The following is a 20,817-nucleotide window of genomic DNA, read 5'->3' on the forward strand; positions in this document are numbered from 1 at the left end:
TGGTGTCGAAATGTTCCGCAAGCTGCTCGACGAAGGTCGTGCCGGTGAGAACGTCGGTATCCTGCTGCGCGGCACCAAGCGTGAAGACGTCGAGCGTGGTCAGGTACTGGCCAAGCCGGGCACCATCAAGCCGCACACCAAGTTCGAAGCTGAAGTGTACGTGCTGAGCAAGGAAGAAGGCGGTCGTCACACCCCGTTCTTCAAGGGCTACCGTCCGCAGTTCTACTTCCGTACCACTGACGTGACCGGTAACTGCGAACTGCCGGAAGGCGTCGAGATGGTAATGCCGGGCGACAACGTGAAAATGGTTGTCACCCTGATCGCTCCGATCGCCATGGAAGACGGTCTGCGCTTCGCGATTCGCGAAGGTGGCCGTACCGTCGGTGCCGGCGTGGTTGCCAAGATCTTCGAATAAGAAGGTCTCGCCAGGAAAGGGCCCCCTCGGGGGCCTTTTCTATTGTTGATCATTTATTGACACCCTAAGGGGCCATCCGTACAATTGCGCCTCCTTTTATCGGGCGTATTGCGCACGGTAGGGATGGCTACTTGGAGTCTGAGGTCAAAATGCAAAACCAACAAATCCGTATTCGGTTGAAGGCTTTTGACCATCGCCTGATCGATCAATCAACCCAGGAAATCGTGGAAACCGCGAAACGTACTGGTGCTCAGGTGCGTGGTCCGATTCCGCTGCCTACCCGCAAAGAGCGGTACACCGTTCTGGTTTCTCCGCACGTCAACAAAGACGCGCGCGACCAGTACGAAATTCGTACCCATAAGCGTGTGCTGGATATCGTCCAGCCGACCGACAAGACTGTCGATGCGCTGATGAAGCTCGATCTTGCGGCTGGTGTGGAAGTGCAGATCAGCCTCGGCTAAAACCGCCTCGGTTTTAGTCGTGTAACGCTCTGAAATGGGCGGCCATAGCGGGTGAAAGCCCCGTACACTCAAGAGGTTTCAAAAATGACTATTGGTGTAGTCGGTCGTAAATGCGGTATGACCCGCGTTTTCACCGAAGAAGGTGTCTCTATTCCGGTCACGGTCATCGAGGTCGAGCCGAATCGCGTCACCCAGTTCAAGAATGAAGACAGCGACGGCTATCGTGCCGTTCAGGTGACTGTCGGTGAGCGTCGCTCCTCGCGCGTGACCAAGGCTCAGGCCGGTCATTTCGCCAAGGCGAGCGTTGCCGCTGGTCGTAGCGTCTATGAGTTCCGTCTGGAAGACGGCGACTACAGCGCTGGCGATCAGATCAGTGCCGAGATCTTCGAGGCTGGTCAGCTTGTGGATGTCACGGGCCAGTCCAAGGGTAAAGGCTATGCCGGTACCATCAAGCGCTGGAATTTCCGTGGTCAAGACAATACCCACGGTAACTCCGTCTCCCACCGCGCTCCGGGTTCGATTGGCCAGTGCCAGACTCCCGGTCGTGTTTTCAAGGGCAAGAAGATGTCCGGGCACCTGGGCGCCGAGCGCGTCACTGTGCAGTCCCTGGAAATCGTACGCGTCGACGCTGAACGTAACCTGCTGCTGATCAAGGGTGCCGTTCCTGGCGCTACTGGCAGCGACGTGGTTGTGCGTCCGGCCGTCAAGGCTCGCGGGTAAGGGGGAGTTCACATGCAATTGAATGTTAATGGCTCTCAAGCCATCGAAGTCTCCGATCGCACCTTTGGCGGTGAATTCAACGAGACGCTGGTGCACCAGGCTGTCGTCGCCTACATGGCTGGCGGTCGTCAGGGCAGCAAGCAGCAGAAGACCCGTTCCGACGTTTCCGGTGGCGGCAAGCGCCCGTGGCGTCAGAAGGGCACCGGTCGTGCTCGTGCCGGTACCTCCCGTGGTCCGATCTGGCGTGGCGGTGGTGTGACCTTCGCTGCTCGTCCGCAGAACCACGAGCAGAAGCTCAACAAGAAGATGTATCGCGCTGCGCTGCGTTCCATCCTCGCTGAGCTGGTTCGTTCTGATCGTCTGGTTGTCGTCGAAGATTTCGCCGTCGATGCGCCCAAGACCAAGGTGCTTGCCAGCAAGCTCAATGGCATGGGTCTGAACGACGTGCTGATCGTTTCCGACGCCGTTGATCAGAATCTGTATCTGGCGGCCCGCAATCTGCCGCACGTCGATGTGCGCGATGTCCAGGGTTCGGATCCCGTCAGCCTGATCGCCTATGACAAGGTGTTGATCACCGTGTCGGCTGTGAAGAAATTCGAGGAGCTGCTGGGATGAACCAGGAACGCGTATTCAAAGTTCTGCTTGGCCCGCATGTCTCCGAGAAGGCAACCATGCTGGCTGACAGCAAGAGCCAATTCGTTTTCAAGGTTGCCACCGATGCAACCAAGCTGGAAATCAAGAAGGCCGTCGAAAGCCTGTTCAACGTGAAAGTGGCCAAGGTCAGCACCCTGAACGTTCAGGGCAAGACCAAGCGCACCGCTCGCGGTCTGGGCAAGCGTAACGACTGGAAGAAGGCGTACATCGCACTTCAGCCGGGCCAGGATCTCGATTTCTCCAGCAGTGCTGAGTAAGGAAGGGGTGCATCATGGCAATCGTTAAATGCAAACCGACTTCCGCGGGCCGCCGTTTCGTGGTCAAGGTGGTCAATCAGGAGCTGCACAAAGGCGCTCCTTATGCACCGCTGCTCGAGAAGAAGTCGAAGTCCGGTGGCCGTAACAACAACGGTCGCATCACCACTCGCCACATCGGCGGTGGTCACAAGCAGCATTACCGTCTGGTCGACTTCCGTCGCAACGACAAGGATGGCATTCCTGCCATCGTCGAGCGCGTCGAATACGACCCGAACCGTACTGCGCACATCGCTCTGCTGAAGTACGCCGACGGCGAGCGTCGCTACATCATCGCGCCGAAGGGCGTGAGCGCCGGTGACCAGCTGGTCTCTGGTGTCGCTGCTCCGATCAAGGCCGGTAACAGCCTGCCGCTGCGCAACATCCCGGTCGGTTCTACCGTCCACGGGATCGAGCTCAAGCCGGGCAAGGGTGCTCAGATCGCGCGTTCCGCTGGTGCTTCGGCTCAGCTGGTCGCTCGTGAAGGCGCCTACGTAACCCTGCGTCTTCGCTCCGGCGAGATGCGCAAGGTGCTGTCCGAGTGCCGTGCGACCCTGGGCGAAGTCTCGAACTCCGAGCACAGCCTGCGTTCGCTGGGCAAGGCGGGCGCCAAGCGCTGGCGTGGTGTTCGTCCGACCGTTCGCGGTGTGGCAATGAACCCGGTCGACCACCCGCACGGCGGTGGTGAAGGTCGTACCTCCGGTGGTCGTCATCCGGTGTCGCCATGGGGCTTCCCAACCAAGGGTGCGAAGACCCGCGGTAACAAGCGCACCGATAACATGATCGTCCGTCGTCGCAAGTAACTAGAGGGATACGACTGTGCCGCGTTCTCTGAAAAAAGGTCCTTTTATCGATCTTCACCTACTGAAGAAGGTCGAGACGGCGGTTGAAAAGAATGATCGCAAGCCGGTGAAAACCTGGTCGCGTCGTTCGATGATCCTGCCGCAGATGGTCGGTCTGACCATCGCTGTACACAACGGTCGCCAGCATGTCCCTGTTCTCGTGAACGAAGACATGGTCGGCCATAAACTCGGCGAGTTTGCTGGTACCCGCACTTATCGTGGGCACGTAGCAGACAAGAAAGGCAAGCGTTAAGGGGTGGAATGATGGAAGTAGCCGCTAAGTTGTCGGGCGCTCGCATCTCCGCCCAGAAAGCCCGCCTGGTCGCCGACCAGATCCGCGGGAAGAAGGTGGGCGAAGCGCTCAACCTCCTGGCTTTCAGCAGTAAGAAAGCCGCCGAGATCATGAAAAAAGTGCTGGAGTCGGCCGTGGCCAACGCCGAGCACAACGAAGGCGCCGATGTGGATGACCTGAAGGTCTCCACCGTCTTCGTCAACGAGGGGCGTTCGCTGAAGCGCATCATGCCGCGAGCCAAAGGCCGCGCTGATCGCATCGTCAAGCGGTCTTGCCATATCACTGTCAAGGTTGCGGACAAGTAACGGAGTCGATCAGATGGGTCAGAAAGTACATCCCACTGGCATTCGCCTGGGAATCGTCAAGGAGCACACCTCCGTCTGGTACGCAGACGGTCGGACTTATGCGGACTATTTGCTCGCAGATCTGAATGTGCGTGAGTACCTCCAAGACAAACTAAAAAGCGCGTCCGTTAGCCGTATCGATATCCATCGTCCGGCTCAAACCGCACGCATCACCATCCACACCGCTCGTCCTGGCATCGTGATCGGGAAGAAGGGTGAGGACGTGGAGAAGCTGCGTCAGGACCTGACCAAGCAAATGGGTGTTCCGGTTCACATCAACATCGAAGAGATCCGCAAGCCGGAACTCGACGCCATGTTGGTTGCCCAGAGCGTAGCCCAGCAGCTGGAGCGTCGCGTGATGTTCCGTCGCGCCATGAAGCGCGCCGTACAGAACGCCATCCGCATTGGTGCGAAAGGCATCAAGATTCAGGTGAGCGGCCGCCTTGGCGGTGCTGAAATCGCTCGTACCGAATGGTATCGCGAAGGTCGTGTGCCACTGCACACCCTGCGTGCGGATATCGATTACGCCACCTACGAAGCGCACACCACTTACGGTGTGATCGGCGTCAAGGTCTGGATCTTCAAAGGCGAAGTGATTGGTGGTCGCCAGGAAGAGCTCAAGCCTCAAGCGCCTGCGCCTCGTAAAAAAGCTGCTAAATAAGGGGTACGCCAAATGTTGCAACCCAAGCGTACAAAATTCCGCAAGCAGATGACCGGCCACAACCGTGGTCTGGCTCAGCGCGGTAGCAAGGTCAGCTTCGGCGAGTTCGCGCTGAAGTCCGTCTCCCGTGGTCGTTTGACTGCGCGCCAGATCGAGGCCGCTCGTCGTGCCTTGACGCGTCACGTGAAGCGTGGCGGCAAGATCTGGATCCGTGTATTCCCCGACAAGCCGGTTACCAAGAAGCCCCTCGAAGTTCGTATGGGTAAAGGTAAGGGTAACGTCGAGTACTGGGTAGCCCAGATTCAGCCGGGCAAGGTGCTCTACGAGATCGAGGGTGTTTCCGAAGAGCTGGCGCGTGAGGCATTCGCCCTGGCTGCTGCAAAGCTGCCGCTCGCCACCTCCTTTGTTAAGCGGACGGTGATGTGATGAAAGCGAATGAACTTCGTGAAAAATCCGCTCAGCAGCTGAACGAGCAACTGCTCGAGCTGCTGCGCGACCAGTTCAATCTGCGTATGCAGAAAGCGACTGGCCAGTTGGGGCAGTCTCACCTGCTCTCGCAAGTCAAGCGCGACATCGCTCGTGTCAAGACTGTGCTCAACCAGCAGGCAGGTAAGTGATCATGGCTGAAGCTCAGAAAACCATTCGTACGCTGACCGGACGTGTCGTCAGCGACAAGATGGACAAGACCATCACCGTTCTGATCGAGCGCCGCGTCAAGCACCCGATCTACGGCAAATACGTGAAGCGTTCGACCAAGCTGCACGCCCACGACGAAACCAACCAGTGCCGTATCGGCGACAAGGTCACCATTCGCGAGACTCGTCCGCTGGCCAAGACCAAGTCCTGGATGCTGGTTGACGTCGTCGAACGTGCCGTTGAAGTCTAAGGGCTAGGGGTCGGAGAAATTATATGATTCAGACTCAATCCATGCTCGATGTGGCCGACAACAGCGGTGCCCGTCGCGTCATGTGCATCAAGGTGCTCGGCGGTTCCCACCGCCGTTACGCCGGTATTGGCGACATCATCAAGGTCACGGTCAAGGAAGCGATTCCGCGTGGCAAGGTGAAGAAGGGTCAGGTAATGACCGCAGTCGTCGTCCGTACCCGTCATGGCGTTCGTCGCGCAGACGGCTCCATCATTCGTTTCGACGGCAACGCTGCTGTTCTGCTGAACAACAAGCAGGAGCCGATCGGTACGCGTATCTTCGGGCCCGTGACGCGTGAACTTCGCTCTGAGAAGTTCATGAAGATCGTCTCGCTCGCCCCTGAAGTGCTGTAAGGAGTAGCCCGCATGCAAAAGATTCGTCGCAACGACGAGATCATCGTCATCGCCGGCAAAGACAAGGGCAAGCGCGGTAAGGTGCTCAAGGTGCTCGCTGACGACCGTCTGGTCGTCGGTGGAGTCAATCTCGTCAAGCGCCACACCAAGCCGAACCCGATGTCGGGCGTTCAAGGCGGTATCGTCGAGAAAGAGGCGCCTCTGCACGTCTCTAACGTTGCCATTTTCAATGGCGAAACCAACAAGGCTGACCGCGTGGGTTTCAAGGTTGAAGAAGGCAAGAAAATTCGTGTCTTCAAGTCGACCCAAAAGCCGGTTGACGCTTGAGACTGCTTAGGTAAATGACCATGGCACGACTGAAAGAAGTTTATCGGAAGGAAATCGCGCCGAAGCTGAAGGAAGAACTTCAGCTTGCGAACGTGATGGAAGTTCCGCGCATCACCAAAATCACCCTGAACATGGGTCTTGGCGAAGCGATCGGTGACAAGAAAATCATCGAGAACGCTGTAGCCGATCTTGAAAAGATCACCGGTCAGAAGGTCGTCGTGACCCATGCCCGCAAGTCCATCGCCGGCTTCAAGGTCCGCGAAGGCTGGCCGATCGGCGTCAAGGTCACCCTGCGTCGCGATCGCATGTACGAATTCCTGGATCGTCTGCTTTCCATCTCCCTGCCGCGCGTGCGTGACTTCCGCGGCCTGAATGCCAAATCCTTCGATGGACGCGGCAACTACAGCATGGGCGTGAAAGAGCAGATCATCTTCCCGGAAATCGATTACGACAAGATCGATGCGCTGCGTGGCCTGGACATCACCCTGACCACGACCGCTCGGACGGATGACGAAGGCCGCGCTCTGCTGCGCGCTTTCAAATTCCCGTTCCGTAACTGATTGGAGTAGGCACATGGCAAAGCAAAGCATGAAGAACCGCGAGCTGAAGCGTCAGCAGACGGTTGCCAAGTACGCCCAGAAGCGTGCGGCGCTCAAGGCTGTCATCGCCAACCCGAACTCCACGCCGGAAGCGCGCTGGGAAGCTCAGGTTTCCCTGCAGAAGCAGCCGCGTGACGCGAGCGCCTCGCGCCTGCGTAACCGCTGCCGCCTGACCGGTCGTCCGCATGGTGTGTACCGCAAGTTCGGTCTTGCGCGTAACATGCTGCGCCAAGCGGCCATGCGTGGGGACGTTCCGGGTCTGGTCAAGGCCAGCTGGTAAGTTCCAGACCAGGTTCGCCGCTTCCGCGGTGAACCCAGGTTTCAATCAAGCCCCTTATGGGGCTTGATTCGTTTATGAGTAGTCTCTAGAATGTCCGGCTCGCCTGAGCCTGGCATTTTTCTGCCTGTGCAAAGAGCAGGCGACAAAGAGCCTCCAGAAGGCTGTTTCTTTTTATCAGGAGCCACAAGCCCATGAGTATGCAGGACCCGTTAGCGGACATGCTAACTCGTATCCGTAATGCCCAGATGGCTGAAAAGTCTGTCGTAAGCATGCCGTCTTCCACGCTGAAGGTGGCGGTAGCCAATGTTCTCCAGAGCGAAGGCTACATCACGGGTTTCCAGGTCAGCAGCGACGCCAAGCCGCAGCTGTCCATCGAGCTTAAGTATTTCGAAGGCCGTCCGGTCATCGAGGAACTCAAGCGCGTCAGCCGTCCTGGCCTTCGCCAGTACAAATCCGTCGATCAACTGCCGAAAGTTCGCGGTGGTCTGGGTGTCTCGATCGTCTCCACCAACAAGGGTGTGATGACTGACCGCGCTGCTCGTGCCGCTGGCGTTGGCGGCGAAGTGCTCTGCACTGTGTTCTAAGGGGGGATAAGCATGTCTCGCGTTGCTAAGAACCCCGTCAAGCTGCCCGCTGGCGTTGAAATCAAGCTGGCCGGCCAGCAGCTGTCGGTGAAGGGTGCCAAGGGCGCTCTGGAACTGAATGTTCATCCTTCCGTGGAAGTCATTCAGGAAGCCGGTGAGCTGCGTTTTGCCGCCCGTAACGGCGATCAGCAGAACCGCGCCATGGCCGGTACTACCCGTGCACTGGTGAACAACATGGTAATCGGCGTCAGCCAGGGCTTCGAGCGCAAGCTCCAGCTCGTGGGCGTCGGCTACAAGGCGCAAGCCAAAGGTCAAGTGCTCTCGCTGGCTCTGGGCTTCTCGCACCCGGTGGACTACGAACTGCCGCAGGGCGTTACCGCTGAGACCCCCAGCCAGACCGATATCCTGATCAAGGGTGTCGACAAGCAGCTGGTCGGTCAGGTGGCCGCTGAAATCCGTGATTTCCGTCGTCCGGAGCCTTACAAGGGCAAGGGCGTGCGTTACTCGGATGAAGTGGTCCGTCGTAAAGAAGCCAAGAAAAAGTAGGGCATAGCAAATGAGCGTAAAGAAAGAAACTCGTCTGCGTCGCGCTCGCAAGGCACGCCTGAAGATGCGCGAGCTGGAAACCGTGCGCCTTTGCGTGCACCGCTCCGCTCAGCACATCTACGCCCAGGTCATTTCGGCCGACGGCGGCAAGGTGCTGGCCAGCGCTTCGACTCTGGACAAAGAGCTGCGTCAAGCGGCGACCGGCAACGTCGACGCTGCCAAGAAGGTTGGTCAGTTGGTGGCTGAGCGCGCGAAAGCCGCCGGCGTCACCCAGGTCGCATTCGACCGTTCTGGCTTCAAGTACCACGGTCGTGTCAAGGCACTGGCTGATGCTGCTCGTGAAGGCGGGCTGGAGTTCTAAGTTATGGCAAATAACGAGCAAAAGCGCGACGAAGGCTACATCGAGAAGCTGGTTCAGGTTAATCGCGTCGCCAAAACCGTAAAGGGTGGTCGTATCTTCACCTTCACCGCACTGACTGTCGTCGGTGATGGCAAGGGTCGTGTCGGTTTCGGTCGCGGCAAGTCCCGCGAAGTGCCTGCTGCGATTCAGAAGGCCATGGAAGCTGCGCGTCGCAACATGATCCAGGTCGACCTGAATGGCACCACGCTGCAGTATCCGGTGAAGTCCGCCCATGGCGCTTCGAAGGTTTACATGCAGCCGGCATCCGAAGGTACCGGTGTCATCGCTGGTGGTGCCATGCGCGCCATCCTTGAAGTCGCTGGCGTGCACAACGTTCTGGCCAAGTGCTACGGCTCCACCAACCCGGTCAACGTGGTTCACGCTACGTTCAAAGGGCTGAAGGCCATGCAGTCGCCTGAATCTGTTGCTGCCAAGCGTGGCAAGAGCGTCGAGGAGATTTTCTGATCATGGCTAATACCGTCAAGGTCACGCTGATCAAAAGTGTCAGCGGTCGCATCCCCAATCACAAGCTGTGCGTCAAGGGCCTGGGCCTGCGTCGCATTGGTCACACCGTAGAAGTTCAGGACACTCCTGAAAATCGCGGCATGATCAACAAGGCTTATTACATGCTCCGTGTGGAGGGCTAAGCCATGCAACTGAACGATCTGCGTTCCGCGCCGGGTGCCCGTCGCGAAAAGCTGCGTCCGGGTCGTGGTATCGGTAGCGGTCTGGGCAAGACCGGCGGCCGTGGCCACAAAGGTCAGACTTCCCGCTCCGGTGGCACCATCGCCCCCGGCTTCGAGGGCGGTCAGCAGCCTCTGCATCGTCGTCTGCCGAAGTTCGGCTTTACCTCGCTCAAGGCCATGGATCGCGCAGAAGTGCGTACGTCCGAGCTGGCCAAGGTCGAGGGCGATGTCGTCACCGTGCAAAGCCTCAAGGATGCCAACGTCATCAACCAGAACGTACAGCGTGTGAAAGTCATGCTGTCGGGCGAGGTTGGTCGCGCGGTTACCCTCAAGGGCATTGGCGCCACCAAAGGCGCGCGTGCGGCTATCGAAGCAGCTGGCGGCAAGTTCGAGGACTAAATGGCTAAGCAAGGTGCTCTCTCCGCGTTGAGTAACGGTGGGCTGTCCGAGCTCTGGGCACGTCTGCGCTTTCTGTTCATGGCGATCATCGTCTACCGGATAGGCGCACATATCCCGGTGCCCGGGATCAACCCTGACCGGCTCGCCGAACTGTTCCGACAGAACGAGGGAACCATCCTTAGCTTGTTCAACATGTTTTCCGGCGGCGCGCTGGAGCGGATGAGCATCTTTGCGCTGGGGATCATGCCGTACATCTCGGCATCGATCATCATGCAGCTCATGACCGCTGTCAGCCCGCAGCTGGAGCAGTTGAAAAAAGAAGGCGAGGCCGGTCGACGCAAGATCAGCCAGTACACCCGTTACGGGACGCTGGTACTCGCTTTCGTTCAGGCAATCGGCATGTCCGTGGGGCTTGCTGGGCAAGGCGTAGCGTTCAGCAGCGACTTCGGCTTCTACTTCGTAGCGGTCACGACGTTCGTTTCGGGCGCCATGTTCATGATGTGGCTGGGTGAGCAGATCACCGAACGGGGCGTGGGCAACGGTATCTCGATGCTCATCTTCGCCGGGATCGTGGCTGGCCTGCCGGGTGCCTTTGGTCAGTCGTTCGAGTCGGCGCGTCAGGGTGATATCAATATCATCGCGCTGCTCGCCATCGGGCTGCTGGCCGTTGCGATCATCGGTTTCGTGGTGTTCATCGAGCGTGGTCAGCGGCGCATCGCCGTGCATTACGCCAAGCGTCAGCAGGGCCGCAAGGTCTTCGCTGCGCAGACCAGCCATCTGCCGTTGAAGGTCAACATGGCGGGCGTGATTCCGGCGATCTTCGCCAGCAGCCTGCTGTTGTTCCCCGCTTCGCTGGGTACCTGGTTCGGGCAGTCCGAGGGTCTGGGCTGGCTGCAGGACATCTCCCAGGCCATCGCGCCGGGGCAGCCGTTGAACATTCTGCTGTTTAGTGCAGGGATCATCTTCTTCTGCTTCTTCTACACGGCGCTGATGTTCAACCCGAAGGATGTGGCCGAGAACCTGAAAAAGTCTGGTGCCTTTATCCCGGGTATTCGCCCAGGTGAGCAGTCGGCGCGCTATATCGATGGCGTGATGACTCGTCTGACCATGTTCGGTGCCCTTTACATTACGGCCGTCTGCCTGCTTCCGCAGTTCCTTGTGGTGGCGGCTAATGTACCGTTCTACCTTGGCGGGACCTCGCTGCTGATCGTGGTTGTGGTTGTCATGGACTTCATGTCCCAAGTGCAATCGCATCTGATGTCGCACCAGTACGAGTCCCTGATGAAAAAAGCCAACCTGAAGGGTTATGGCGGCAGCGGAATGATCCGCTGAGCTACCCGTAAGGTTCGAGGAGTTGGTGATGAAAGTTCGTGCATCGGTCAAAAAGCTGTGCCGTAACTGCAAAGTCATCCGTCGCGACGGTGTCGTGCGGGTGATCTGCAGCGCAGAGCCGCGTCACAAGCAGCGCCAAGGCTGATTGTGAGTCCAGCGTAAGAAGCCCGGCAGCTAGTGCGCTGCCGGGTTGAATATTTGTTATTACAGCGCTAATATCTCGCGCCCTATTTCTTGGCTTCCGGGGCGTAGGTAGCTGTCAATTGGAGTTTCACTGAATGGCCCGTATTGCAGGCGTCAACATTCCGGATAACAAGCACACTGTTATCTCGCTGACCTACATCTACGGTGTAGGCCGCACTCGTGCACAGGAAATCTGTGCCGCTACCGGTGTCAATCCGGCGGCGAAGATCAAGGATCTCTCCGACGAGCAGGTTGAACTGCTGCGCGGCGAAGTCGGCAAGTTCATCGTTGAAGGCGACCTGCGTCGCGAAGTCAACATGAAAATCAAGCGCTTGATGGACCTGGGTTGCTATCGCGGCCTGCGTCATCGTCGTGGTCTTCCGGTCCGCGGTCAGCGCACCAAGACCAACGCCCGTACCCGTAAGGGCCCGCGCAAGCCGATCCGCAAGTAATCGCGTAGGAATTTAGTCATGGCAAAACCTGCTGCTCGTCCTCGTAAGAAAGTCAAAAAGACGGTGGTTGATGGGATCGCCCACATCCATGCGTCGTTCAACAACACCATCGTGACCATCACGGATCGTCAGGGCAACGCCCTGTCCTGGGCTACCTCTGGTGGTTCGGGCTTCCGTGGCTCGCGCAAGAGCACCCCGTTCGCTGCCCAGGTTGCGGCAGAGCGCGCCGGTCAGGCTGCGCTGGAATACGGTCTGAAGAACCTCGACGTCAACGTCAAGGGTCCAGGTCCGGGTCGCGAGTCCGCCGTTCGTGCTCTGAACGGTTGTGGCTACAAAATCGCCAGCATCACCGACGTGACGCCGATCCCGCACAACGGGTGCCGTCCGCCGAAGAAGCGCCGCGTGTAATCAGGAGACAGTGAAAAATGGCTCGTTATATTGGTCCCAAGTGCAAACTGTCTCGTCGTGAAGGCACCGATCTCTTCCTGAAGAGTGGTGCGCGCGCGCTCGAATCCAAGTGCAACATCGAAACGCCTCCGGGCGTACACGGCCAGCGCCGTGGTCGTCTGTCGGATTACGGCACCCAGCTGCGTGAAAAGCAGAAAGTGCGCCGTATCTATGGCGTCCTCGAGCGTCAGTTCAGCGGTTACTACAAGGAAGCTGCCAGCCGCAAGGGCGCTACCGGCGAGAACCTGCTGCAGCTGCTCGAGTGCCGTCTGGACAACGTCGTTTACCGTATGGGCTTCGGCTCCACTCGCGCGGAATCGCGTCAGCTGGTATCGCACAAGTCCATCACCGTTAACGGTCAGACCGTGAACATCCCGTCCTACCAGGTCAAGGCCGGTGACGTGGTTGCTGTTCGCGAGAAGTGCCGCAATCAGCTGCGCATCGCCCAGGCCCTCGACCTCTGCGCACAGCGCGGCCGTGTGGAGTGGGTTGATGTGGACGCCGAGAAGAAGTCCGGTGTGTTCAAGAGTGTGCCGGCCCGCAGCGATCTGTCCGCCGACATCAACGAAAACCTGATTGTCGAGCTCTACTCCAAGTAAGGGCTAGAAAATAGGTGTATCCATGCAGAGTTCGGTAAATGAGTTCCTGACCCCCCGCCATATCGATGTGCAGGTGGTCAGTCCGACCCGCGCCAAGATCACGCTCGAGCCGCTCGAGCGTGGTTTCGGCCATACCCTGGGCAACGCGCTGCGTCGCATTCTGTTGTCCTCCATGCCCGGCTGCGCTGTGGTCGAGGCTGAGATCGACGGTGTGCTCCACGAGTACAGCGCCATCGAGGGCGTTCAGGAAGACGTCATTGAAATCCTGCTCAACCTCAAGGGAATCGCCATCAAGCTTCACGGCCGTGATGAAGTGACCCTGAGCCTGGTGAAGAAGGGTGCGGGCGCTGTAACCGCAGCCGATATCCAACTGGATCATGATGTTGAAATCGTCAATGGCGATCACCTGATCGCCAACCTGGCGTCCAACGGTGCGCTCAACATGAAGCTCAAGGTCGCTCGCGGCCGCGGTTACGAGCCTGCAGATGCGCGTCAGAGCGATGAAGACGAAAGCCGTAGCATCGGCCGTCTGCAGCTCGACGCCACCTTCAGCCCGGTTCGCCGTGTTGCTTATGTTGTTGAGAACGCCCGTGTCGAGCAGCGTACCAACCTGGACAAGCTGGTCATCGATCTGGAAACCAACGGCACCCTGGATCCTGAAGAAGCGATCCGCCGTGCCGCCACCATCCTCCAGCAGCAGCTGGCTGCGTTCGTCGACCTGAAGGGCGACAGCGAGCCGGTGGTTGTGGAACAGGAAGATGAGATCGATCCGATCCTGCTGCGTCCGGTTGACGACCTGGAACTGACCGTACGTTCGGCCAACTGCCTCAAGGCAGAAAACATCTACTACATCGGTGACCTGATTCAGCGCACCGAAGTCGAGCTGTTGAAAACGCCGAACCTGGGCAAGAAGTCCCTGACCGAAATCAAGGACGTTCTGGCCTCGCGTGGTCTGTCCCTCGGTATGCGCCTCGATAACTGGCCGCCGGCAAGTCTCAAGAAGGACGATAAGGCCACGGCCTGATCGCCACTAGTCACCGAACTGTACGTTTGGTAAGGAATTTCAATCATGCGTCATCGTAAAAGTGGCCGTCATCTGAGCCGCACCAGCGCACACCGCAAGGCCATGTTCCAGAACATGGCAGTGTCGCTGTTCGAGCACGAACTGATCAAAACCACCCTGCCCAAGGCCAAAGAACTGCGTCGCGTTGCCGAGCCGCTGATCACCCTGGCCAAGGAAGACAGCGTAGCCAACCGTCGTCTGGCATTCGACCGTACCCGTTCGAAAGCCATCGTCGGCAAGCTGTTCAACGATCTGGGCAAGCGCTACGCCACCCGCCAGGGCGGCTACCTGCGTATCCTCAAGTGCGGTTTCCGCGCTGGCGACAATGCGCCCATGGCGTATGTCGAGCTGGTTGACCGTCCGGTCACTGGCGAAGTCGAAGCTGCTGCCGAATAAGGCCGTTTGCGTTAGAAAAAACCGGGCCTGGCCCGGTTTTTTTATGCCTGCCGTTTTGTCTTCTCTATCGGTGGGCTTGATTCAATAAATTGGGTCTTTTGCTCTAGGTTCCTTATCGTAGCGCCCATACCGCAGCGGCGGATTTCATAAGGAGCTTAAAACATGAGCGATCGACTCACTCTTACGACGGCCAGTGGCGTACCTGTCGCCGACAACCAGAACTCGCGTTCCGCGGGCCCTCGCGGGCCGCTGCTGCTGGATGACTTTCACCTCGTCGAAAAGCTGGCCCATTTCAACAGGGAAGTGATCCCGGAGCGTCGCGTGCATGCCAAGGGTTCGGGTGCGTACGGGACCTTTACCGTCACGGCGGACATCACTCGCTATAGCTGCGCCAGGCTGTTCGAGTCGGTTGGCAAGCAGACCCCGATGTTTCTGCGCTTCTCGACTGTTGGCGGCGAGCGGGGGTCGGCCGATACCGAGCGTGACCCGCGCGGTTTCGCGGTGAAGTTCTACACCGAAGAGGGCAACTGGGATGTGGTGGGCAACAATACGCCGGTGTTCTTCCTGCGCGATCCGATCAAGTTCCCGGACTTCATCCACACTCAAAAACGTGATCCCTGGACCAACCTGAAGAGCCCGCAAATGATGTGGGATTTCTGGTCGCTGTCGCCCGAGGCGCTGCACCAGGTCACGATTCTGTTCTCCGATCGGGGCATCCCGGATGGGTACCGCTTCATGCATGGCTTTGGCAGTCACACGTTCAGTGTGATCAACGCCAACGGCGAGCGCCACTGGGTGAAGTGGCACTACAAGTCGATGCAGGGCATCCGGAACCTGGCGCCTGCCGAGGCAGCCCGCCTGGCGGGCACCGATCCCGATTACGCCCAGCGCGACCTGTTCCAGGCGATCGAGCGTGGGGAGTTCCCGAAGTGGCGGGTGTGCATGCAGGTGATGAGCGAGGCACAGGCCAACGCTCACCGCGAGAACCCATTCGATGTGACCAAGACCTGGTCGCAAAAGGAGTTTCCGCTGATCGAGGTGGGTGTGATCGAGCTCAATCGCAATCCGCAGAACTACTTCGCGGAGGTCGAGCAGGCGGCTTTCGCGCCGAGCAATGTGGTACCCGGGGTCGGGCTTTCGCCGGACCGCATGCTGCAAGGGCGCGTGTTCGCCTACGCCGATGCGCATCGCTATCGCATCGGTACCAACCATCAGCAACTGCCGGTCAACGCGCCGCGTTGCCCCTACCATAACTACCAGCGCGATGGCGCCATGCGTTTCGATGGCAATGGCGGTTCGGCGCCCAACTACGAGCCCAACAGTCACGCTGGCGCACCGAAGCAGGCACCGCAGTATGCCGAGCCACCGCTGGCCCTCAGTGGCGCGGCCGATCGCTACGATCATCGCCTGGACGAGGACTACTACAGCCAGGCCGGTGCGTTGTTCCGCCTGATGAATGCCGAACAGCAGGCGTTGCTGATCAGCAACATCGTCGGCGCCATGCAGTCGGTGACGCGCGACGTCCAGCTGCGTCAGCTGGCGCATTTCGCCAAGGCCGATCCGGCCTATGGCGCGGGTGTCGCCCAGGGGCTGGGTATCGATATCAGCCAGGTCGTCTGACGGCCCCAGGCGAGATGAAAAAAGCCGGGCATTTGCCCGGCTTTTCTCTATCGGTCGATCACGCCCTGTCGCGTTCGAGCAGGGGCTTGAGGAAGTGGCCGGTGTGCGACTGGGGCATCGCCGCGACCTCCTCGGGTGTGCCGCAGGCGATGATCTGGCCGCCCTTGGAACCCCCTTCGGGGCCCAGGTCCACCAGCCAGTCGGCCGTTTTGATCACGTCCAGGTTGTGCTCGATGACCACCACCGTGTTGCCGTGGTCACGCAGCCGATGAAGCACATCGAGCAGTTGCTGGATATCGGCGAAGTGCAGGCCGGTGGTCGGCTCGTCGAGGATATAGAGCGTCTTGCCGGTATCACGCTTGGACAGCTCGCGTGAGAGCTTCACCCGCTGGGCTTCGCCACCGGAGAGTGTCGTCGCGCTCTGGCCGAGCTTGATGTAGGACAGGCCCACGTCCATCAGCGTCTGCAGCTTGCGGGCGATGGCCGGCACGGCATCGAAGAAGTCGCGGGCTTCTTCGATGGTCATGTCGAGCACTTCAGTGATGCTCTTGCCCTTGTATTTCACCTCGAGGGTCTCGCGGTTGTAGCGCTTGCCCTTGCACACGTCGCACGGCACGTAGATGTCCGGAAGGAAATGCATCTCCACCTTGATCACGCCGTCGCCCTGGCAGGCCTCGCAGCGTCCGCCCTTGACGTTGAACGAGAAGCGGCCCGGGCCGTAGCCGCGCGAGCGCGCCTCGGGCACGCCGGCGAACAGCTCCCGTATCGGGGTGAACAGGCCGGTATAGGTGGCCGGATTGGAGCGGGGCGTGCGGCCGATCGGGCTCTGGTCGATGTCGACCACCTTGTCCAGGTGCTGAAGACCGTCGAAGCTGTCGTAAGGCGCGACTTCCAGCGTGCTGGCCCCGTTGAGCGCAGTGGCGGTGATCGGGAACAGGGTGTTGTTGATCAGTGTCGACTTGCCGGAGCCCGAGACGCCGGTGATGCAGGTCAGCAGGCCGACCGGGATCTCGAGGTCGACGTTCTGCAGGTTGTTGCCGCGTGCGCCCTTGAGCATCAGCTGCTTCTTCTTGTCGCGCGGGGTGCGCTGCGGCGGGTAGAGGATCTTGACCCGTCCGGAGAGGTACTTGCCGGTGAGCGAGTCGGGGTGTGCCATGACCTCCTCGGGCGTGCCCTCGGCGACGATCTGGCCACCATGCACACCGGCGCCCGGGCCGATATCGACCACGTAGTCGGCCAGGCGAATGGCGTCCTCGTCGTGCTCGACCACGATCACCGTGTTACCCAGGTTGCGCAGGTGGGTGAGGGTGCCGAGCAGACGCTCGTTGTCACGCTGATGCAGGCCGATCGACGGCTCGTCGAGGATGTACATCACGCCGACAAGGCCCGCGCCGATCTGGCTGGCCAGGCGGATACGCTGCGCTTCGCCCCCGGACAGGGTGTCGGCGCTGCGATCCAGGGTCAGGTAGTCGAGCCCGACATTGACCAGGAATTCCAGGCGTTCGCGGATCTCCTTCAGGATCTTGTCGGCGATCTCGCCACGGCGCCCGCTCAGGTGAAGGCCGCCGAAGTATTCGCAGGCATCGCCTACCGGCAGGCCGGTGACCGCCGGCAGCGTCTTGTCGCCCACCCAGACATGGCGGGCCTCGCGCCGCAGACGGGTACCGCGGCACTCGGGGCAGGGCTGGGTGCTGAGGTACTTGGCCAGCTCTTCGCGGACCGTGTTCGATTCGGTCTCGCGGTAACGCCTTTCCAGGTTCGGCACGATGCCTTCGAACGGATGGGAGCGGCGGACGATGTCGCCGCGGTCGTTGAGGTAGCGGAATTCGATGCTTTCGCGCCCGCTGCCGCGCAGGATCACCTTCTGCTGCTCGGCGGTGAGGCTGCCGAAAGGTTCATCCAGGCTGAAGCCGTAATGGGAGGCCAGGGAGCCGAGCATCTGGAAGTAATAGACGTTGCGCCGATCCCAGCCGCGGATCGCGCCCTCTGCCAGGGTCAGCTCGCCATTGACCAGGCGCTTGGCGTCGAAGAACTGCTTCACCCCCAGACCGTCGCAGGTCGGGCAGGCGCCGGCCGGGTTGTTGAAGGAGAACAGCTTGGGCTCGAGTTCGCTGATCGAGTGGCCGCAGATGGGGCAGGCGAAGCGTGCGGAGAAGATCATCTCCTCGTCGTTGGCATCGTCCTCCATCGAGGCGACCAGGGCGATGCCATCGGCCAGCTTCAGGGCGGTTTCGAAGGATTCGGCCAGGCGCTGCTGCAGGTCCTCGCGGACCTTGAAGCGGTCCACCACGACGTCGATCGAGTGCTTCTTCTGCTTGTCCAGCTTGGGCAGCTCGTCGAGCTCGTACAGCTTGCCGTTGACCCGGGCACGAACGAAGCCCTGGGCGCGCAGCTCGTCGAAGACGGCCAGGTGTTCGCCCTTGCGCTCGCGGATCACCGGGGCGAGCAGCATCAGCTTGCGACCTTCGGGCAGGGCGAGGACCTGGTCGACCATCTGGCTGACGGTTTGCGCCTCCAGCGGTGCATCGTGGTCCGGGCAGCGCGGCGTGCCGACCCGCGCATAGAGCAGGCGCAGGTAGTCGTAGATCTCGGTGATGGTGCCCACCGTGGAACGGGGGTTGTGCGAGGTGGATTTCTGCTCGATGGAAATCGCCGGCGACAGGCCTTCGATGGTGTCCACGTCGGGCTTTTCCATCATCGAGAGGAATTGCCGCGCGTAGGCCGAGAGCGATTCGACGTAGCGGCGCTGGCCCTCGGCATAGAGGGTGTCGAAGGCCAGGGAGGATTTGCCGGAACCGGACAGGCCGGTAATCACGATCAGCTTGTCGCGCGGCAGGGTCAGGTCGATGTTCTTGAGGTTATGGGTGCGTGCCCCACGGATCAGAATCTTGTCCAAAACAGCCTCGCATGGCGGGCGGAAACCCGAAAGTATACGGCCAGCGGCGACGCGGCAGCAAAGCAGCGGCGCCTGTGACGATGGGGGGAGGGCTGATAGAATCGCCGCCGGTCAATCACACGAGCGTTCACATGCAGGATCCGTACAGCGAGCGCATGAGCGCCAGGGAAACCCGTGCGGCGGGTGGGCTGGCGCTCGTATTCGCTTTTCGCATGCTCGGCATGTTCATGGTTCTCCCGGTACTGGCGACCTACGGCATGGACCTCGCCGGAGCGACGCCCACCCTCATCGGCCTGGCCATTGGTGCATATGGTTTGACCCAAGCGGTGCTGCAAATTCCGTTCGGCGTGCTTTCCGATCGCATCGGCCGGTTGCCGGTGATCTATGTCGGGCTGCTGATCTTCGCGGCGGGGGCGGCGCTCGCGGCTAGCGCCGACTCGATCTGGGGCGTGATCGCCGGGCGCATCCTGCAGGGGGCGGGGGCGATTTCCGCGGCGGTGATGGCGTTGCTGTCCGACCTTACCCGCGAGCAGCATCGCACCAAGGCCATGGCCATGATCGGCATGAGCATCGGGCTGTCCTTCGCCGTGGCGATGGTGGTCGGACCGCTCCTGACCCGTGCCTACGGCCTGTCGGGTCTGTTCTGGGTGACCGCGCTGATGGCCTTGCTGGGCATCGCCATCATCGCCCTGATGCCGCGCGCTGAGCGGCACATGCAGCACCGGGAATCCGGTGTGGCCCGCCAGGCCATGGGTGCGACCCTTCGTCACCCCGACCTGTTGCGGCTCGATTTCGCCATCTTCGCGCTGCACGCCATCCTGATGGCCAGCTTCGTCGCGCTGCCGCTGGCCCTGGTCGATCAGGGCGGGCTGCCCAAGGAACAGCACTGGTGGGTCTATCTGACGGCGCTGCTGGTCGGCTTCTTCGGGATGATCCCCTTCATCATCTATGGTGAGAAGAAGCGTCGCATGCGCCATGTGCTGATCGGTGCGGTGGTCGTGCTGCTGGTCTGCGAGCTGTTCTTCTGGCGCTTCGGCGGCACCCTGCTCGCGCTGGTGATCGGCATGGTGGTGTTCTTCACGGCGTTCAACCTGCTGGAGGCCTCCCTGCCATCGCTGATCAGCAAGGTGGCTCCGGCCGGCGGCAAGGGCACGGCCATGGGCGTCTATTCCACCAGTCAGTTCCTCGGCGCGGCGCTCGGCGGCATCATGGGCGGCTGGCTGCACCAGCACTACGGGCTGTCGGGCGTGTTTCTCGGATGCGCGGTGCTGGCTCTTCTCTGGCTGGCCTTTGCTGTTACTATGCGCGAACCGCCTTATGTCACCAGCCTGCGCGTGCCGCTGAGCACAACCGCCCTTGCCGAATCCGGGCTGGCCGAGCGCTTGAAGGCAGTCCCCGGTGTGGCGGATGCCGTCGTGGTGGCAGACGAAGCCGCCCTGTATATCAAGATGGACACTCAACAATTGGACCGTACCTCGCTCGAGCGCCTGATCCAGGCGCCAGCGACGTGCTGAATGTAGGAGATCGTTATGGCCCGTGGGGTTAACAAAGTCATTCTGGTGGGAACCTGCGGACAGGATCCGGAGACCCGCTACCTGCCCAGCGGCAATGCCGTGACCAACCTGAGCCTGGCCACCAGCGAGCAGTGGACCGACAAGCAGACCGGACAGAAGGTCGAGAAGACCGAGTGGCACCGTGTGGCGCTGTTCGGCAAAGTGGCCGAGATCGCCGGCGAGTACCTGCGCAAGGGCTCGCAGGTCTACATCGAAGGCAAGCTGCAGACCCGCGAATGGGAAAAGGATGGTGTGAAGCGTTACACCACCGAGATCATCGTCGACATGCAGGGCACCATGCAGCTGCTCGGCGGCCGCAACAACGACAGCGGTGACTCCGCGCCGCGCCAGTCCCAGCCGCGCCCGCAGCGCGAGCCTCAGCAGGCGCCGCGTCAGCAGCCCAAGCCTGCCGCGCAGCAGCCCGCCCCGGACTACGACAGCTTCGACGACGACATTCCGTTCTGAAGTGTAGCTTTTTCAGAACCGTAAACATTA

General features: G+C 60.3%; 33 protein-coding genes. 32 read left to right on the top strand and 1 reads right to left on the bottom strand.

Translation table 11 applies throughout. The features are described 5' to 3' along the window. The 30 genes from DN824_RS12870 to DN824_RS13015 form a co-directional block, all read left to right on the top strand. A partial coding sequence (locus DN824_RS12870; RefSeq protein WP_349751581.1) for an EF-Tu C-terminal domain-related protein occupies nucleotides 1-415 on the top strand: 415 nt, incomplete at its 5' end. A 149-nt stretch (nucleotides 416-564) separates the two neighbouring features. Further along, on the top strand, nucleotides 565-876 hold the full coding sequence (gene rpsJ, locus DN824_RS12875) for a 30S ribosomal protein S10 (RefSeq protein ID WP_003463313.1): 312 nt from the start codon (nucleotides 565-567) through the stop codon (nucleotides 874-876). An 84-nt stretch (nucleotides 877-960) separates the two neighbouring features. Beyond that, complete coding sequence (gene rplC / locus DN824_RS12880; RefSeq protein WP_138408812.1) at nucleotides 961-1,596, top strand: 50S ribosomal protein L3; 636 nt, start codon at nucleotides 961-963, stop codon at nucleotides 1,594-1,596. A 12-nt stretch (nucleotides 1,597-1,608) separates the two neighbouring features. Continuing rightward, nucleotides 1,609-2,211, top strand: coding sequence for a 50S ribosomal protein L4 (gene rplD, locus DN824_RS12885; RefSeq protein ID WP_138408813.1), 603 nt, complete (start codon nucleotides 1,609-1,611; stop codon nucleotides 2,209-2,211). Next, complete coding sequence (gene rplW / locus DN824_RS12890; RefSeq protein WP_138408814.1) at nucleotides 2,208-2,507, top strand: 50S ribosomal protein L23; 300 nt, start codon at nucleotides 2,208-2,210, stop codon at nucleotides 2,505-2,507. Before rplD ends, rplW begins: the two co-directional genes overlap by 4 nt. A gap of 14 nt (nucleotides 2,508-2,521) precedes the next feature. After that, nucleotides 2,522-3,346 carry a 50S ribosomal protein L2 gene (gene rplB / locus DN824_RS12895; protein WP_138408815.1) on the top strand — a complete coding sequence of 275 codons (825 nt, stop codon included), beginning with the start codon at nucleotides 2,522-2,524 and terminating at the stop codon, nucleotides 3,344-3,346. 16 nt (nucleotides 3,347-3,362) lie between these two features. Further along, complete coding sequence (rpsS, locus tag DN824_RS12900; protein WP_138408816.1) at nucleotides 3,363-3,638, top strand: 30S ribosomal protein S19; 276 nt, start codon at nucleotides 3,363-3,365, stop codon at nucleotides 3,636-3,638. 11 nt (nucleotides 3,639-3,649) lie between these two features. Then, on the top strand, nucleotides 3,650-3,982 hold the full coding sequence (rplV, locus tag DN824_RS12905) for a 50S ribosomal protein L22 (RefSeq protein WP_003103908.1): 333 nt from the start codon (nucleotides 3,650-3,652) through the stop codon (nucleotides 3,980-3,982). Nucleotides 3,983-3,995: 13 nt separating this feature from the next. Beyond that, nucleotides 3,996-4,682, top strand: a complete 687-nt coding sequence (gene rpsC / locus DN824_RS12910) for a 30S ribosomal protein S3 (protein WP_138408817.1) — start codon at nucleotides 3,996-3,998, stop codon at nucleotides 4,680-4,682. Between the two features lie 12 nt (nucleotides 4,683-4,694). Then, nucleotides 4,695-5,108 carry a 50S ribosomal protein L16 gene (gene rplP / locus DN824_RS12915; RefSeq protein ID WP_028238758.1) on the top strand — a complete coding sequence of 138 codons (414 nt, stop codon included), beginning with the start codon at nucleotides 4,695-4,697 and terminating at the stop codon, nucleotides 5,106-5,108. Continuing rightward, complete coding sequence (gene rpmC / locus DN824_RS12920; protein WP_003289209.1) at nucleotides 5,108-5,299, top strand: 50S ribosomal protein L29; 192 nt, start codon at nucleotides 5,108-5,110, stop codon at nucleotides 5,297-5,299. The genes rplP and rpmC overlap by 1 nt, the downstream gene beginning before the upstream one ends. A 2-nt stretch (nucleotides 5,300-5,301) precedes the next feature. Beyond that, on the top strand, nucleotides 5,302-5,568 hold the full coding sequence (gene rpsQ, locus DN824_RS12925; protein ID WP_138408818.1) for a 30S ribosomal protein S17: 267 nt from the start codon (nucleotides 5,302-5,304) through the stop codon (nucleotides 5,566-5,568). A 23-nt stretch (nucleotides 5,569-5,591) separates the two neighbouring features. Beyond that, the gene (gene rplN / locus DN824_RS12930) at nucleotides 5,592-5,960 is read left to right on the top strand and encodes a 50S ribosomal protein L14 (RefSeq protein WP_003243907.1); all 369 of its coding nucleotides are present in this window, start codon (nucleotides 5,592-5,594) and stop codon (nucleotides 5,958-5,960) included. A 12-nt stretch (nucleotides 5,961-5,972) separates the two neighbouring features. Beyond that, on the top strand, nucleotides 5,973-6,287 hold the full coding sequence (gene rplX, locus DN824_RS12935) for a 50S ribosomal protein L24 (RefSeq protein ID WP_003293031.1): 315 nt from the start codon (nucleotides 5,973-5,975) through the stop codon (nucleotides 6,285-6,287). 20 nt (nucleotides 6,288-6,307) lie between these two features. Next, nucleotides 6,308-6,847: a 50S ribosomal protein L5 gene (gene rplE, locus DN824_RS12940; protein ID WP_138408819.1), complete on the top strand. Its 540-nt coding sequence runs from the start codon at nucleotides 6,308-6,310 to the stop codon at nucleotides 6,845-6,847. A gap of 13 nt (nucleotides 6,848-6,860) precedes the next feature. Then, nucleotides 6,861-7,166: a 30S ribosomal protein S14 gene (gene rpsN / locus DN824_RS12945; RefSeq protein ID WP_138408820.1), complete on the top strand. Its 306-nt coding sequence runs from the start codon at nucleotides 6,861-6,863 to the stop codon at nucleotides 7,164-7,166. Nucleotides 7,167-7,357: 191 nt separating this feature from the next. Then, nucleotides 7,358-7,750 (top strand): 30S ribosomal protein S8, encoded by a 393-nt coding sequence (gene rpsH / locus DN824_RS12950; protein ID WP_138408821.1) that lies wholly within the window; start codon nucleotides 7,358-7,360, stop codon nucleotides 7,748-7,750. 12 nt (nucleotides 7,751-7,762) lie between these two features. After that, complete coding sequence (rplF, locus tag DN824_RS12955; RefSeq protein WP_138408822.1) at nucleotides 7,763-8,296, top strand: 50S ribosomal protein L6; 534 nt, start codon at nucleotides 7,763-7,765, stop codon at nucleotides 8,294-8,296. 10 nt (nucleotides 8,297-8,306) lie between these two features. After that, nucleotides 8,307-8,657, top strand: coding sequence for a 50S ribosomal protein L18 (gene rplR / locus DN824_RS12960; protein ID WP_138408823.1), 351 nt, complete (start codon nucleotides 8,307-8,309; stop codon nucleotides 8,655-8,657). 3 nt (nucleotides 8,658-8,660) lie between these two features. Next, complete coding sequence (gene rpsE, locus DN824_RS12965) at nucleotides 8,661-9,161, top strand: 30S ribosomal protein S5 (protein ID WP_138408824.1); 501 nt, start codon at nucleotides 8,661-8,663, stop codon at nucleotides 9,159-9,161. Between the two features lie 2 nt (nucleotides 9,162-9,163). Continuing rightward, nucleotides 9,164-9,343, top strand: a complete 180-nt coding sequence (rpmD, locus tag DN824_RS12970; protein WP_003281818.1) for a 50S ribosomal protein L30 — start codon at nucleotides 9,164-9,166, stop codon at nucleotides 9,341-9,343. 3 nt (nucleotides 9,344-9,346) lie between these two features. Further along, entirely contained in the window at nucleotides 9,347-9,781 is a 435-nt protein-coding gene (gene rplO, locus DN824_RS12975) for a 50S ribosomal protein L15 (protein WP_138408825.1), read from the top strand. Then, a complete protein-coding gene (secY, locus tag DN824_RS12980; RefSeq protein ID WP_138408826.1) occupies nucleotides 9,782-11,113 on the top strand; it encodes a preprotein translocase subunit SecY in 1,332 nt (443 codons plus the stop codon). A 28-nt stretch (nucleotides 11,114-11,141) separates the two neighbouring features. Then, nucleotides 11,142-11,258, top strand: a complete 117-nt coding sequence (rpmJ, locus tag DN824_RS12985; protein ID WP_043217073.1) for a 50S ribosomal protein L36 — start codon at nucleotides 11,142-11,144, stop codon at nucleotides 11,256-11,258. 133 nt (nucleotides 11,259-11,391) lie between these two features. Beyond that, nucleotides 11,392-11,748: a 30S ribosomal protein S13 gene (gene rpsM / locus DN824_RS12990; protein WP_003289190.1), complete on the top strand. Its 357-nt coding sequence runs from the start codon at nucleotides 11,392-11,394 to the stop codon at nucleotides 11,746-11,748. 18 nt (nucleotides 11,749-11,766) lie between these two features. Beyond that, entirely contained in the window at nucleotides 11,767-12,156 is a 390-nt protein-coding gene (gene rpsK, locus DN824_RS12995) for a 30S ribosomal protein S11 (protein WP_002555466.1), read from the top strand. Nucleotides 12,157-12,173: 17 nt separating this feature from the next. Next, nucleotides 12,174-12,794: a 30S ribosomal protein S4 gene (gene rpsD, locus DN824_RS13000; RefSeq protein WP_138408827.1), complete on the top strand. Its 621-nt coding sequence runs from the start codon at nucleotides 12,174-12,176 to the stop codon at nucleotides 12,792-12,794. 22 nt (nucleotides 12,795-12,816) lie between these two features. Further along, complete coding sequence (locus tag DN824_RS13005) at nucleotides 12,817-13,818, top strand: DNA-directed RNA polymerase subunit alpha (protein WP_138408828.1); 1,002 nt, start codon at nucleotides 12,817-12,819, stop codon at nucleotides 13,816-13,818. A 45-nt stretch (nucleotides 13,819-13,863) separates the two neighbouring features. Beyond that, on the top strand, nucleotides 13,864-14,253 hold the full coding sequence (gene rplQ / locus DN824_RS13010; protein WP_102824664.1) for a 50S ribosomal protein L17: 390 nt from the start codon (nucleotides 13,864-13,866) through the stop codon (nucleotides 14,251-14,253). Between the two features lie 162 nt (nucleotides 14,254-14,415). After that, nucleotides 14,416-15,873: a catalase gene (locus DN824_RS13015; RefSeq protein WP_138408829.1), complete on the top strand. Its 1,458-nt coding sequence runs from the start codon at nucleotides 14,416-14,418 to the stop codon at nucleotides 15,871-15,873. Between the two features lie 58 nt (nucleotides 15,874-15,931). Here the strand turns inward: DN824_RS13015 and uvrA are convergent, their stop codons facing one another. Then, a complete protein-coding gene (gene uvrA, locus DN824_RS13020) occupies nucleotides 15,932-18,769 on the bottom strand; it encodes an excinuclease ABC subunit UvrA (RefSeq protein ID WP_138408830.1) in 2,838 nt (945 codons plus the stop codon). Nucleotides 18,770-18,900: 131 nt separating this feature from the next. Here uvrA and DN824_RS13025 point away from each other — a divergent pair, with 131 nt between their 5' ends. Together DN824_RS13025 and DN824_RS13030 are read left to right on the top strand one after the other, a co-directional pair. Continuing rightward, the gene (locus DN824_RS13025; protein WP_138408903.1) at nucleotides 18,901-20,283 is read left to right on the top strand and encodes an MFS transporter; all 1,383 of its coding nucleotides are present in this window, start codon (nucleotides 18,901-18,903) and stop codon (nucleotides 20,281-20,283) included. Between the two features lie 15 nt (nucleotides 20,284-20,298). Then, nucleotides 20,299-20,787 carry a single-stranded DNA-binding protein gene (locus DN824_RS13030; RefSeq protein WP_138408831.1) on the top strand — a complete coding sequence of 163 codons (489 nt, stop codon included), beginning with the start codon at nucleotides 20,299-20,301 and terminating at the stop codon, nucleotides 20,785-20,787. Nucleotides 20,788-20,817 lie beyond the last annotated feature (30 nt).

This window comes from Stutzerimonas nosocomialis (assembly GCF_005876855.1).
In the GTDB taxonomy this organism is placed as follows: domain Bacteria; phylum Pseudomonadota; class Gammaproteobacteria; order Pseudomonadales; family Pseudomonadaceae; genus Stutzerimonas; species Stutzerimonas nosocomialis.

What these genes read in the sequence shown, in the direction of transcription:
- rplO (WP_138408825.1), top strand. Translation starts at nt 9,347, where the DNA reads ATGCAACTGAACGATCTGCGTTCCGCGCCGGGTGCCCGTCGCGAAAAG.
- rplD (WP_138408813.1), top strand. Translation starts at nt 1,609, where the DNA reads ATGCAATTGAATGTTAATGGCTCTCAAGCCATCGAAGTCTCCGATCGC.
- rpsK (WP_002555466.1), top strand. Translation starts at nt 11,767, where the DNA reads ATGGCAAAACCTGCTGCTCGTCCTCGTAAGAAAGTCAAAAAGACGGTG.
- rpsH (WP_138408821.1), top strand. Translation starts at nt 7,358, where the DNA reads ATGAGTATGCAGGACCCGTTAGCGGACATGCTAACTCGTATCCGTAAT.
- rplX (WP_003293031.1), top strand. Translation starts at nt 5,973, where the DNA reads ATGCAAAAGATTCGTCGCAACGACGAGATCATCGTCATCGCCGGCAAA.
- rplE (WP_138408819.1), top strand. Translation starts at nt 6,308, where the DNA reads ATGGCACGACTGAAAGAAGTTTATCGGAAGGAAATCGCGCCGAAGCTG.
- rplC (WP_138408812.1), top strand. Translation starts at nt 961, where the DNA reads ATGACTATTGGTGTAGTCGGTCGTAAATGCGGTATGACCCGCGTTTTC.
- rpsN (WP_138408820.1), top strand. Translation starts at nt 6,861, where the DNA reads ATGGCAAAGCAAAGCATGAAGAACCGCGAGCTGAAGCGTCAGCAGACG.
- rpsE (WP_138408824.1), top strand. Translation starts at nt 8,661, where the DNA reads ATGGCAAATAACGAGCAAAAGCGCGACGAAGGCTACATCGAGAAGCTG.
- rpmD (WP_003281818.1), top strand. Translation starts at nt 9,164, where the DNA reads ATGGCTAATACCGTCAAGGTCACGCTGATCAAAAGTGTCAGCGGTCGC.
- rpsD (WP_138408827.1), top strand. Translation starts at nt 12,174, where the DNA reads ATGGCTCGTTATATTGGTCCCAAGTGCAAACTGTCTCGTCGTGAAGGC.
- secY (WP_138408826.1), top strand. Translation starts at nt 9,782, where the DNA reads ATGGCTAAGCAAGGTGCTCTCTCCGCGTTGAGTAACGGTGGGCTGTCC.
- DN824_RS13030 (WP_138408831.1), top strand. Translation starts at nt 20,299, where the DNA reads ATGGCCCGTGGGGTTAACAAAGTCATTCTGGTGGGAACCTGCGGACAG.
- DN824_RS13005 (WP_138408828.1), top strand. Translation starts at nt 12,817, where the DNA reads ATGCAGAGTTCGGTAAATGAGTTCCTGACCCCCCGCCATATCGATGTG.
- rpmJ (WP_043217073.1), top strand. Translation starts at nt 11,142, where the DNA reads ATGAAAGTTCGTGCATCGGTCAAAAAGCTGTGCCGTAACTGCAAAGTC.
- rplR (WP_138408823.1), top strand. Translation starts at nt 8,307, where the DNA reads ATGAGCGTAAAGAAAGAAACTCGTCTGCGTCGCGCTCGCAAGGCACGC.
- rplF (WP_138408822.1), top strand. Translation starts at nt 7,763, where the DNA reads ATGTCTCGCGTTGCTAAGAACCCCGTCAAGCTGCCCGCTGGCGTTGAA.
- rpsJ (WP_003463313.1), top strand. Translation starts at nt 565, where the DNA reads ATGCAAAACCAACAAATCCGTATTCGGTTGAAGGCTTTTGACCATCGC.
- rpsC (WP_138408817.1), top strand. Translation starts at nt 3,996, where the DNA reads ATGGGTCAGAAAGTACATCCCACTGGCATTCGCCTGGGAATCGTCAAG.
- rplW (WP_138408814.1), top strand. Translation starts at nt 2,208, where the DNA reads ATGAACCAGGAACGCGTATTCAAAGTTCTGCTTGGCCCGCATGTCTCC.
- DN824_RS13015 (WP_138408829.1), top strand. Translation starts at nt 14,416, where the DNA reads ATGAGCGATCGACTCACTCTTACGACGGCCAGTGGCGTACCTGTCGCC.
- rpsM (WP_003289190.1), top strand. Translation starts at nt 11,392, where the DNA reads ATGGCCCGTATTGCAGGCGTCAACATTCCGGATAACAAGCACACTGTT.
- DN824_RS13025 (WP_138408903.1), top strand. Translation starts at nt 18,901, where the DNA reads ATGCAGGATCCGTACAGCGAGCGCATGAGCGCCAGGGAAACCCGTGCG.
- rplB (WP_138408815.1), top strand. Translation starts at nt 2,522, where the DNA reads ATGGCAATCGTTAAATGCAAACCGACTTCCGCGGGCCGCCGTTTCGTG.
- rpsQ (WP_138408818.1), top strand. Translation starts at nt 5,302, where the DNA reads ATGGCTGAAGCTCAGAAAACCATTCGTACGCTGACCGGACGTGTCGTC.
- rplP (WP_028238758.1), top strand. Translation starts at nt 4,695, where the DNA reads ATGTTGCAACCCAAGCGTACAAAATTCCGCAAGCAGATGACCGGCCAC.
- rplQ (WP_102824664.1), top strand. Translation starts at nt 13,864, where the DNA reads ATGCGTCATCGTAAAAGTGGCCGTCATCTGAGCCGCACCAGCGCACAC.
- rplV (WP_003103908.1), top strand. Translation starts at nt 3,650, where the DNA reads ATGGAAGTAGCCGCTAAGTTGTCGGGCGCTCGCATCTCCGCCCAGAAA.
- rpmC (WP_003289209.1), top strand. Translation starts at nt 5,108, where the DNA reads ATGAAAGCGAATGAACTTCGTGAAAAATCCGCTCAGCAGCTGAACGAG.
- rplN (WP_003243907.1), top strand. Translation starts at nt 5,592, where the DNA reads ATGATTCAGACTCAATCCATGCTCGATGTGGCCGACAACAGCGGTGCC.